Genomic DNA, 10,169 nt, shown 5'->3' with positions numbered 1-10,169 from the left:
GCGTACAGATCCTGCAGCACCTCACTCGCCGAGTCCTCGTCGACGTGCGCGCGCAGCACCAGCGCCTTGGCCAGCGCCCCGTCGACCGCCGCCACCGCTACGGGACCGTCGGGTTCCTCGAGATACGACAGCGCCGGGGCGAACATGCCCAGCCGCGCCAGGGCGGTGCCCAGCGCGATCCTGGCCGCGTGGGCAAAGGCCTCGTCGAGGTCGGCGTCGTTGACGACCGGCGTGAGCAGCTTGACGACGTCCGACCACCGCTCGGCGCGGTAGTTGACGACGACGGCGACCCAGCGGGCTTCGCGCCAGTTGGGGCGCCGCCCGGTCAGGCCGGTGAGGATCCGGTCGGCGTCGGCGAACCGGCCGGCCGTCCCCAGGGCCGCCGCGTAGGCGAGCTGGAAGTCGTCCGGGTCGACAGCGCGGAACTGCAGATACAGGCCGGTGTCGTAGCGGAAGCCCAGCGCGCCGGGCGCCAGATCCACCTTCCGCTGCAACGTGCCGGCCGTGGCCGCGGTCGTCGACACCGCCTCCAGGACCCGCAGGGATGTGTCGCCGGCGGCGGCCAGTCCGGTCCAGGCGTCACACTGGTCGTGGGCGATGCGGGTCAGCGCGGTGAACCCGGAGCGGGCCGCGGACAGGTCGGCCGGGCGCTGGCGCTGGTAGACCGAGAGACCGAGCGCGCGGCAGCACGTGGCGAACCGACTGACGACGTCGCCGTCGACCCGGGCTTCCACCCGGGAATTGACGGGCTGAGCGGCGAGCACGCCGGTGTCACCGAGTTCCACGGCCACGTCTCTCCATTTGTGTAGCCTCCCCTAACTTGACCCGCCTGAAGTTAGCATTGCATAAGCTAAGTGTCGAGGCATCGGGGGCTGTCGACGTCACCACGCCACACCCCGCCCGATTCCGCCGATAAGGATGCTAACCAGGACGATTGTCCGCATTTTCGGTCTTAATCCCTGTCTCAGTAGGTTGGCAGGCCCTTGGCAGTCGCTTCTAAGCGGTCAGAGCTTATCGAAAATCATTTTCATTATCAATCCGAGTGGCCCTCACTGGGGTCTCCGGACAACGCAGTAGTCGTCCGTCGCACCGGGAAAGTTCCGGTCCCGCTCGGCTTCGTCAGTCCGGTGCCCAATTGCCCGGCAACATGGGCAGCGACGGGCCGCCGCCGAAATCGTCGCTGGCGAGCGTCGCCAGCCCCGACGCATCGGCGGCGCGCGTGCTCGCCGTCCCGGCGAAACCCAACGGCCCCGCGCCGCGTTCCGAAGCCACCGACGACGCCGATCCTGCGAACGCATCCGCCTCCGAGCCGGTGTCCGGCTCCAGGTCCGCGAATTCGTAACCGCGGTAGTGATCCTGCATCGCCGCCCGCCGACGCCGCCGGGCCCGCCGCTGCTCCCGCGCCGAGGCCGCCGCCACCGCCGCGGCCGCGGCGGAATCGGGCTCCGGCGCCTTGCGTTGCGCGCCGGCGCCCATGCCCGTGCCCGACCCGACGGTCGGACCGCCCACCAGGTACGGGAAGGGGGCGCTGCCGATGCCGGCGGGCGGTGGCGGGGTTCCGGTCGCCGGCACCGAGGTGGGTGCGGGGGCTTGGGCCGGGGTGGCGGTCGACGGCGCCGGGGCGGTGGCCGTGATGCCCGCCGGCGCTCCGGCCGCCACCGCGGTCAGTTTCGGGGCCGGGGAGACCGGCGCGGCGGTCGCGACCGGGGCGGGAACCGGCTCGGGCTGGATCGCGGCCAACGCCGTGAGGCTGGCGAGGCCTCCCGCGGCTCCGGCCGGCACGACAAACGGAACCGCCAGGAGCTGGGGGAACGCCTGGAATACCTCGATTAGATGGGTGAACTCGTCCGCGATCAGCAGGCCGATGTCGTGCAGGAGTTGCGTCAACGCCGCGGACGGATTCTCGGGAAATTCCTCCAGATCCCTTCCGATGGTCTGGAAAATCTCCAGGAAGCGGTTGATCCACCAGCTCAGCTGGTACGGGTTGCCGGAGTCGTTGTCGATGATGTCGTCGTTGCCGCTGTCGTCCTCTTCGCCGGTGCTGTCGGCCTGGACGATGGTGGGAGCCGGGTCGCTTTGCGGCGTCGACGCCACCGCCATCGTGGAGACCGCCTGGTACGTGGACATCGTGGTGGCCGCCTGGACCCACATGCGCGCGTAGTCGGCCTCGTTGATCGCGATCGGAATCGTGTTGATACCGAAGAAGTTCGTCGCCACCAGCGCGCCGTGCATCGCGTGGTTGGCGGCCAGCTCCGGCAGGGTCGGCATTGCGGCCAGCGCCACCGTGTAGGCCGTGGCCGCGGTCTCGTGCCGGGCGGCGGCCGCGGCACTGTTGGCGCCGGCCCGCGTCAGCCACGCCAGGTAGGGCGCGTGGGCGGCCACGTACTGCTCGGCGGTGGGGCCCTCCCACGCCCCGGCCTGCGCCGCCGCCAAGGTCGCGGACAGCTCGTCCGCCGCGGAGGCGTAGGTCGCGCTCAGCGAGCTCCAGGAGGCCGCCGCAGTCAACAGGCCGGCCGGCCCGGGACCGCTGCTCAGCTGCGCCGAATGAACCTCCGGCGGCAGCGCCATCCAAACGGGGGCGGTCACCGTCGACCGCCGGCCGGGCCATCGAAAAAAGCGCACAGCGTCACGCCGGAACTCCTCGCCGGGCCGAGACCGCCGCCGCCCGGGCTGTTGGGCGGCGCACCGATCAGCCCGGTAGTAGTCGGAGGCCGGCGCGAAAAAGTTCCGGCGCGCGGTCAACTCATGGCGAACTCATCACGAGCCCGGCGGCGGTCAGCCTTTGACCGCGCTTACCAGGGTGTTCCGTGCGACCATCGGCCCGGCATCGATGTCCGGGCCGGGAACCGGCCTGCCGTTCTGGCGCAGGAAGTCGGCCAGCGGGGTGCCGACCGCGGTCCACCCGCGCTCCCCGAACCATTCGGTCGCGGGGGCGACCCGCTCGTTGTAGACCAGCTGGTAGAAGGGCCGCTCGGCGCCGTCGGCCATCTTGGCGCGCTCTTCTTCGCGTTTGGCCTCGAAGTCGTCCTGGTCAAGCGGGGCCCCGTCCTCGACGCCGACGTGGCTGCCCGGGGCGGCCAGGCCGTCGATGCCGGTGAACAGCTGCTCCTGCGCGGTGGCCGGGAGGTAGATCAGCAGGCCCTCGGCTATCCAGGCCGACGGCAGGGCGGCGTCGAAGCCGCTGTCGCGCAACGCTTGCGGCCAGTCGTCGCGCAGGTCCACCGCGATCTCGCGGCGCTCCGCGTTCGGCCGGGCGCCCTGCTCGGTGAGCACCTCGCGCTTGAAGTCGAGGACCTGCGGCTGGTCCAGCTCGAAGATGGTCGTGCCGGCCGGCCAGTCCAGGCGGTAGGCGCGGGAGTCCAGCCCGGCCGCGAGGATGACCACCTGCCGGACGCCCGCGGCGGCGGCGCGGCGGAAATATTCGTCGAAGTATTTCGTGCGGGCGCCCTGGAAGTTGACGAAATGCTGGCCGAAATCGGCCGTGGTCAGCTCGTGATCGGGGGCCTTGCCGTCCAGGACGTCGGCTGCCCACCCGCCCACGGCGCGGCAGAACACCTCCGCATAGGGGTCGACGGCCAGCGGGTCCGGCTTGTGCGCCTCCAGCGCCCGCGCCGTCGCCACGAACAACGCCGTCGAACCGACACTCGTTGTGATGTCCCAGGTATCGCCTTCACTACGCATGTAGTCGACATTACCGGCCGAAGATGTGCCTATTTCCGTGGCGCGCAACGCCAACGGTGAGCGCGGGCGCAACCGCCCCCGGCCGCCGCGTCCGCGTGGGCGTCGTGTTCAGAGCCGGCCCGGCGGAGGGCGCTCAGCGGTCCACGTCATCGCCCGGATCGGCTGGCCGGCGGCTGCCGTAGCGGCGGCGGAACTTCTCCACCTGCCCGGCGCTGTCGACGATGCGGCGGCTGCCCGTCCAGAACGGGTGGGAATCCGAGGTGACCTCGACGACGACGAGTGGGTAGGTGCGCGTGCCGGCCGACGTCTCCCACTCGACGGTGCGCGAACTGGTGACCGTGGACCGGGTCAGGAACCGCGCACCGGTCGTGGCGTCCTGAAAGACGACGGGGTGATAGTCGGGGTGGATCTCGGGTTTCATCGACGGTCTCCTTCGGTGCTGTGGTGGGCGGGGGCGCTCTCCTCGCCGGTTTGCACCGTGTCCGCACCGGGGTCTTCGTGCCACTCGCCGAATGAGTCGTCGCACAACATCGAGTCGCCGCAGGCGAATTCGTCGTCGGTGACCAGCGCTCCGTGCAGGGCCTCGAGGATGTCGGCGGCGTTCGCCCCGCACACCAGGATCGTCATCGCGGTGTGTCGATCGCCGTGATCGGCGTCCCACCCGAGCTCGGCGAGAGCACGCCGCTCCGGGTCGATGCCGTCCAGCTCGGCCGGCGTCAGGGCCGCAAGCCATTTGCCGGCCGGACCCACCCGCAGTCCGCCACCGGCCGACTCCAGCCACATCGCGTGTTCGGGCCGGCCGGCGAGCCAGAGCCGCCCCCTGGTGCGGATGACGCCGTCGAGCAAGACGTCCAAACACTCGTGCAGTCGCCGTGGATGGAAGGGGCGCCGGGCATGAAACGCAACGAGCTGGATCGGGCCGCGGGAATTCAGCGGTGGCTGCCCGGCGAGCAGCGGACTGTGCGGATCGTCGCTGCGGCCCCGCCGCGCGTCGCGGTACAAGTTGTTCAGCGCGTCGCCGATACCGTCGACGCCGACCTGAATGCGCGCACGCGGTGCCAGGCGACGCAGCGCAGCGGCGGTGAAGGGGTCTGGCCGGTTGAGCACGAGCACGTCGGCGAACTCGGCCTGACCGACCACCACCTGCGCCTCGGTGCGCCCGTCGTCGAGTTCGCAGTCACCGACCGCCTGAGCCACCCACGCCGGGGAATCGACGGTGGTGATCACCGCGGCGATCGAAACATCCAGCGCCGCGGGGCCATCGACGTATCCGGGCGCGACCCGCACCGGAACGTGATCGATGGCCACGCAGATGGGCTCGGGCTCCAGCCAGGGCGCCAGGTGCACCACTATCCGATGGACGTCGGCGCGGCGATGGAGTTGGCGCAGCAGCACCAACAGGTCGTTGCGGATGGTGCAGGACACGCAACCGCGCGCGAGCTCGAGCCCCGCGTCGGCCGTGGTCAGGACGCCGTGCCGCAACGTCACCGTCGTGCGCCGCACCACGTGACCGTCGAACCGGTGCTCGACGACCACCGTCCCCGGCGTTCGCAACAGTGCACCCACAACCGGGTCGGTGTTTTGTTGACCGGCTACCAGAATGACGGGCGTCCGCATCGGCCTCCTTATTGAAAATCATTTTCATCTTGTCCCTCCGTACGGTACCGTCTGCGTCAAGCCTTGTCGAAAATCATTTTCAATAAACGGACGTGGAGGTACACGATGTCGGCGCGCTGCCAGGTGACCGGCCGGACACCGGGTTTCGGTAATGCGGTGTCACATTCGCATCGCCGGACCCGTCGGCGCTGGTCACCCAACATCCAACTCAGGACGTACTACCTGCCATCCGAGGGACGCCGCATCCGGCTGCGGGTCAGCGCCAAGGGCATCAAGGTCGTCGACCGCGACGGGATCGAGGCAGTCGTCGCTCGACTGCGTCGCCAGGGGCACCGAATCTGATGGCGCGCAACGAAATTCGACCCATCGTCAAATTACGGTCGACGGCGGGCACCGGTTACACCTACGTGACCCGCAAGAACCGGCGCAATGACCCCGACCGGATGGTGCTGCGCAAATACGACCCGGTCGTCCGCCGGCATGTCGACTTCCGAGAGGAACGCTGAACGTGGCGAAGAGATCCAAGATCGTCAAGAACGAGCGCCGGCGCGCCATCGTGGCGCGCTACGCGCCGCGCCGGGCCGAGCTCAAGGACATCATCGGTTCGCCATCGAGCACCCCCGACCAACGGGCAGCGGCGCAACGGGAGCTGTCCCGCCAGCCCCGCGATGCCAGCCCGGTCCGCCTGCGCAACCGGGATGCGGTAGACGGGCGCCCGCGCGGGCATCTGCGCAAATTCGGGTTGTCGAGGGTGCGGGTTCGCGAGCTCGCCCACGCGGGTCAGCTCCCTGGAGTGCGAAAGGCAAGCTGGTGAGCGGCAAGAATGCCCAGCGCAGACGTCGTCTCGCCCAGCCGGATGTCAAGTCCGTGAAGCGAAACCTGCTGACCAGCCTGGGTTTACGCGAAGTCGACTATAAGGACACCGCTTCGCTGCGCGTCTTCATCTCCGAGCGCGGCAAGATTCGCGCGCGCCACGTCACCGGCCTCACCGTCCAACAGCAACGACAGGTGGCGACGGCCATCAAGAACGCCCGGGAGATGGCGCTGCTGCCCTACCCCGGCACGGGACGTTGACCTCGCGGCGGCGCGGCACCGACCGCCCCTTCACCCTCGTCGTGTGCGCTGCTTGTGCGTCCCACCATGAGGTGATCGACGAACTGCGGCCCGCGATCCGGCGCTGCCCCCACGCCGTACTCGTCTCGGCCGCGTGCGTGCTGGGGCCGGTCACCTGCGCGTCCCGGCCGACCGGGCACGGCGTCATGGCCGTTGTGCAGCCCTGCACGAAAGACCGGGCCGCATCCGGGCCACCGCACTGGATCGGACCCATCGCAAGCAGCGAACAGGCCGCGGCCCTGCGTGACTGGCTGGAACGCGGCCAGTGGGAGACCGCTCCGATCCCCAACGAGCTTGGCAATCACCAGCTTTGGGCCACCAGTCTGCGCCGCAGCAACTGACCCGCCGACCCTGTCAGCCGGGTCACCCGCGAGGGTTTGCCGGGGATTCCCTGCGTGCGCTAGCGCGCAGCGTTGCCACCGTCATCGTCCCAGGTGCCCGGCATCATGGGAACCCTTGGGCCGGTGCCGAACTCGTCACCGGCCAGCGTGGTCAATCCCGCGGCCGCGGCGGCCTCCTCGCGGCGGGCGGTCCCGGCGAAGCCCAGCTTCCCCGCACCGTGGTCCGAGGCGACCGACGCCGCCCCGGCACCGGGCGCGCTCCAATCCGGTTCGACGTCGACGTTCATGTCCGCGAACTCGTCGCCGTGGTCGCGGCCGATCGCCCGCCTGCGCCGGCGCGCCCTGGCTCGCCCCCGTGCCGCAGCGGCCGCCGCGGCGGCGGCGCCGTCGGGCTCCGGCGCCTTCCTTTTCGCGCTGGAGCTGGCGGCCGAACTCATGCCCGAGCCGGACCCGATACCGGGTGGGGCGACGACATACGGCGGTGCGAAACCCGCCGCGTGCGGCGGCGGCACGGACGGCCCGGTTGTGGTCACAGTGGTCGCCGTGGGCGCGGGAGCGGACGCCGGCGCCGAGGCGGGAGCCGCCGCCGGCGCAGCGGCGGTCGGTGTCATCGCGACGGCCGGCATCGGGGCGGGCGGGGGGGCGGGCGCCGGCACCGGCGCCGGCAAGACCTGGGGCTGCGGTATCCCGGCCAGGCCGGCCAGCCCGGCGAAGCCGGCGACGGCGCCGAAGGGGGCGACGGCGAGCAGCAGAGCGGGGGCCAGCAGTTGCGGCGCCGTGGTCAGGATCTCGAGGATGTGCGTCGGCCAGTCGAACAGCATGAGCTGAACGATGTATTGGAAGGCCAGCGCCGGATTGTGCACCAGGTAGTAGCCGAACTGCTCAAAATCCTCGAGCAGTTCCAGCGCCCGAACGACCCACCAAATCGGTTCCGACGCGTTGGTGTAGGAGTCATAGGTCAGGCCGTTCACCGTGCCCTGGGCCGGATCCCAGTTGATGCCGAAGTTCTTCAGGATTTGCGCGATGAAGTCGTCGAGCGGATTGTCGATCGTGGGGTCGTGGTCCACGTTCGATGAACTGTCGGCTGAAGCGTCCGTCTTCACTATCGGCGGCGCCGGGTCGGTCTGCGGTGTCGCCGCGACGGCCGCGGCCGAGACCGCCTGGTAGGTAGTCATGGTGCCGGCGGCCTGCACCCACATCCGCGCGTAGTCGGCCTCGTTGACCGCGATCGGAATCGTGTTCACGCCAAAGAAATTCGTCGCCACCAAAGCGCCGTGGACGGCGTGGTTGGCGGCGAGTTCCGGCAGCGTCGGCATGGCCGCCAACGCCGCGGTGTAGGCGGCAGCGGCGGTCTCGTGCTCGGCGGCCGCGGCAGCGCTGTCCGCGCCCGCCCGGGTGAGCCACGCGAGGTAAGGCGCGTGGGCGGCCACATACGACTCCGCGCTGGGCCCCTCCCACGATCCGGCCTGCGCGGCGGCCAAGACGCCGCTGAGTTGGGCTGCGGTCGAAGCGTATTCCGCGCTCAGGTCCGACCATGCCCCCGCCGCTGCGAGCAGCGACGCCGGACCGGGGCCGCTGCTGAGCAACGCGGAGTGCACCTCCGGTGGCGAGGCCATCCAGATCGGCGCCGTCATAGGTACTCCTCGGGCTGGGAAGGCTTACCAGGCAGAGGAGAGCTTAATGAATATGATTGTCGTTATCAACACGGCGCGGTTCGGCGCGCCCCCGCGTGTCAGACCACGCGCCCCCGCATTGTCAGACCAAGGGGCGCCCCGCCCGGATCCGGCGGTCGACGTCGGCCAGCAGGACGTTGAAGGGGAATCGGCGAACGAACCGCGGCAGGCACCGGTTCACCAGGGCGAGCGCCGCCATCAGCCGGTCGAAGCGCCGTTGCCTGGCGGCGTCCCAGGGCAGGCGCATCTCGTCGCGGAACCGCTGCGGCAGAAAGCCGGTGGTGATGAGCAACCCGAAGTTGTCGCACGCGCGCTGCAGCCGGCGTGGGAGCGCCAGCCCCGGGATGCGGCCGGCGGCGATCGGATGAAGAAAGTCCCGGACCGCGTCGTCGATGTGAACCTTGGCCAGCGACTCCTCCCAATACCGGTCGAACGCGGCCCGGTCCGCCGGCCACATCTCCGGCGGCACCTGCAGGGTGGTGGCCAGCGCCATGCCCTCCCGGTAGTGGCGGTCGGCGTCCTGGCCCTCCAGCTCGCCGATGAACATGCGGTAGATGTCGACCCCGCCCTTGTACAGGCACGCCCCCACCCACAGCTGCAAGGCGGGGTCGAAGGCGTTGTATTGCACCGGGCTTTCGGGCGTGGAGTAGACCTGCGCGTGCGCGCGGTTCACCGCGCGGCGGAAGGCCTCCTTCTGGGTGTCGCTGCCGTTGGTCGCCACGGCCAGGTAGGTGAAGGTGGTCCGCGCGCGCTTGATCGGATGCAGGTCGACGCGACCGCTCTCGACGCGGCTCTCCATGACGCCGTAGCCGACACCGGGACGCGCCAACTGCATGACCACGTTGGCCGGGCCGGCCAGCAGCGCGACGCCCATCAACCCCTCGTCGATGCCGAGGGCCCGCCGGCGCCGCCGCGCGGCGGATCGCCGGGGCGGGTCGGCGATGGGTCGCTCGACATGCCGAGCCGGTTCCTGAACAGCCTCGCGTATCGCCATCGTCATACCCTCCCGCGGCACGCCGCTAATGTGAGAACGGCTGTTTCCCGATATTGTCGCGGCGCCCTGCCGGTGTCAAGATGGGTTGCGTGAGCGAGACCTCCAGCGCTCGGCCCTACCGCGGCGTCGAGGCGGCGCAGCGCCTGGCCACGCGGCGCAACCGGCTGTTGGCCGCGGGCCTCGAACTGCTCGGCGCCGAGCAACAGAGCGTCTCGGCCGTCACCGTCCGCGGCGTGTGCCGTGAGGCCGGGCTGGCGGCCCGGTACTTCTACGAGAGCTTCGCCGACAAAGACGAATTCGTCGGCTCCGTCTTCGATTGGGTGGTCGCCCAGCTGGCCGCCACCACACAGGCCGCGGTGGCGGCGGTGCCGGCGCCCGAGCAGACGCGAGCGGGGATGGCCAACATCGTGCACACCATCGCCGACGACGCCCGGCTCGGGCGCCTGCTGTTCAGCACGCAGCTGGCCGATCCCGTGATCGTGCGCAAGCGCGCCGAATCCAGCGCGTTGTTCGCCATGCTGTCCGGGCAGCACGTCGGGGACGCGATGCGGGTTCCGGCGAACGACCGCATCAAGGCGGCGGCGCACTTCGTGGTCGGCGGCGTCGGGCAGACCATCAGCGCCTGGCTCGCCGGCGACGTCCAGCTCCAACCCGACCAGCTCGTCGATCACCTGGCCGCCCTGCTCGACGAGCTCGCCGAGCCAAAGCTCTACCGCGCCAAGGAATCCCGGGCGTCGGCCGACGCCTAAC

At 70.4% G+C, this 10,169-nt stretch carries 12 protein-coding genes and 1 pseudogene; 6 read left to right on the top strand and 7 right to left on the bottom strand.

What is annotated here, in order from left to right:
* The 5 genes and pseudogenes from A5692_RS12640 to mrf all read right to left on the bottom strand — a co-directional run.
* Positions 1-785: pseudogene (locus A5692_RS12640) on the bottom strand (type VII secretion AAA-ATPase EccA); the annotation flags it as partial.
* A 334-nt stretch (positions 786-1,119) separates the two neighbouring features.
* Positions 1,120-2,586: a PPE family protein gene (locus A5692_RS12635; protein ID WP_068056427.1), complete on the bottom strand. Its 1,467-nt coding sequence runs from the start codon at positions 2,584-2,586 to the stop codon at positions 1,120-1,122.
* Between the two features lie 189 nt (positions 2,587-2,775).
* Positions 2,776-3,681, bottom strand: coding sequence for a class I SAM-dependent methyltransferase (locus A5692_RS12630; protein WP_068056425.1), 906 nt, complete (start codon positions 3,679-3,681; stop codon positions 2,776-2,778).
* 133 nt (positions 3,682-3,814) lie between these two features.
* A complete protein-coding gene (locus A5692_RS12625) occupies positions 3,815-4,102 on the bottom strand; it encodes a type B 50S ribosomal protein L31 (protein WP_068056424.1) in 288 nt (95 codons plus the stop codon).
* A complete protein-coding gene (gene mrf / locus A5692_RS12620) occupies positions 4,099-5,298 on the bottom strand; it encodes a ribosome hibernation factor-recruiting GTPase MRF (RefSeq protein WP_068056422.1) in 1,200 nt (399 codons plus the stop codon). Before mrf ends, A5692_RS12625 begins: the two co-directional genes overlap by 4 nt.
* A 105-nt stretch (positions 5,299-5,403) precedes the next feature.
* Here mrf and rpmB point away from each other — a divergent pair, with 105 nt between their 5' ends.
* The 5 genes from rpmB (at position 5,404) to A5692_RS12595 (ending at position 6,752) form a co-directional block, all read left to right on the top strand.
* The gene (gene rpmB / locus A5692_RS12615) at positions 5,404-5,640 is read left to right on the top strand and encodes a 50S ribosomal protein L28 (protein WP_068056420.1); all 237 of its coding nucleotides are present in this window, start codon (positions 5,404-5,406) and stop codon (positions 5,638-5,640) included.
* Positions 5,640-5,804, top strand: a complete 165-nt coding sequence (gene rpmG, locus A5692_RS12610) for a 50S ribosomal protein L33 (protein ID WP_068056418.1) — start codon at positions 5,640-5,642, stop codon at positions 5,802-5,804. The genes rpmB and rpmG overlap by 1 nt, the downstream gene beginning before the upstream one ends.
* 2 nt (positions 5,805-5,806) lie before the next feature.
* Positions 5,807-6,112, top strand: a complete 306-nt coding sequence (rpsN, locus tag A5692_RS12605) for a 30S ribosomal protein S14 (RefSeq protein ID WP_068056416.1) — start codon at positions 5,807-5,809, stop codon at positions 6,110-6,112.
* Positions 6,113-6,165: 53 nt separating this feature from the next.
* Positions 6,166-6,372 carry a 30S ribosomal protein S18 gene (gene rpsR, locus A5692_RS12600; protein WP_231984311.1) on the top strand — a complete coding sequence of 69 codons (207 nt, stop codon included), beginning with the start codon at positions 6,166-6,168 and terminating at the stop codon, positions 6,370-6,372.
* Positions 6,373-6,443: 71 nt separating this feature from the next.
* Positions 6,444-6,752 (top strand): hypothetical protein, encoded by a 309-nt coding sequence (locus A5692_RS12595; RefSeq protein WP_231984310.1) that lies wholly within the window; start codon positions 6,444-6,446, stop codon positions 6,750-6,752.
* Positions 6,753-6,811: 59 nt separating this feature from the next.
* Here the strand turns inward: A5692_RS12595 and A5692_RS12590 are convergent, their stop codons facing one another.
* Both A5692_RS12590 and A5692_RS12585 read right to left on the bottom strand, forming a co-directional pair.
* The gene (locus A5692_RS12590) at positions 6,812-8,386 is read right to left on the bottom strand and encodes a PPE family protein (protein WP_068056409.1); all 1,575 of its coding nucleotides are present in this window, start codon (positions 8,384-8,386) and stop codon (positions 6,812-6,814) included.
* A gap of 121 nt (positions 8,387-8,507) precedes the next feature.
* Positions 8,508-9,419, bottom strand: a complete 912-nt coding sequence (locus A5692_RS12585; protein WP_068056439.1) for an oxygenase MpaB family protein — start codon at positions 9,417-9,419, stop codon at positions 8,508-8,510.
* Between the two features lie 80 nt (positions 9,420-9,499).
* Between A5692_RS12585 and A5692_RS12580 the strand changes: the two genes are divergently transcribed.
* Positions 9,500-10,168 carry a TetR/AcrR family transcriptional regulator gene (locus A5692_RS12580; protein WP_068056407.1) on the top strand — a complete coding sequence of 223 codons (669 nt, stop codon included), beginning with the start codon at positions 9,500-9,502 and terminating at the stop codon, positions 10,166-10,168.
* Position 10,169 lies beyond the last annotated feature (1 nt).

Source organism: Mycobacterium sp. E342, assembly GCF_001667665.1.
Lineage (GTDB): Bacteria > Actinomycetota > Actinomycetes > Mycobacteriales > Mycobacteriaceae > Mycobacterium.
The sequence above is the reverse complement of the archived record's forward strand: the minus strand, read 5'-3'. Positions and strand labels throughout refer to the sequence as shown.

Coding starts and splice junctions, on each gene's coding strand:
- A5692_RS12630 (WP_068056425.1), bottom strand. CDS start 3,681: ATGCGTAGTGAAGGCGATACCTGGGACATCACAACGAGTGTCGGTTCG.
- A5692_RS12625 (WP_068056424.1), bottom strand. CDS start 4,102: ATGAAACCCGAGATCCACCCCGACTATCACCCCGTCGTCTTTCAGGAC.
- mrf (WP_068056422.1), bottom strand. CDS start 5,298: ATGCGGACGCCCGTCATTCTGGTAGCCGGTCAACAAAACACCGACCCG.
- rpmB (WP_068056420.1), top strand. CDS start 5,404: ATGTCGGCGCGCTGCCAGGTGACCGGCCGGACACCGGGTTTCGGTAAT.
- rpmG (WP_068056418.1), top strand. CDS start 5,640: ATGGCGCGCAACGAAATTCGACCCATCGTCAAATTACGGTCGACGGCG.
- A5692_RS12590 (WP_068056409.1), bottom strand. CDS start 8,386: ATGACGGCGCCGATCTGGATGGCCTCGCCACCGGAGGTGCACTCCGCG.
- A5692_RS12585 (WP_068056439.1), bottom strand. CDS start 9,419: ATGGCGATACGCGAGGCTGTTCAGGAACCGGCTCGGCATGTCGAGCGA.
- A5692_RS12580 (WP_068056407.1), top strand. CDS start 9,500: ATGGGTTGCGTGAGCGAGACCTCCAGCGCTCGGCCCTACCGCGGCGTC.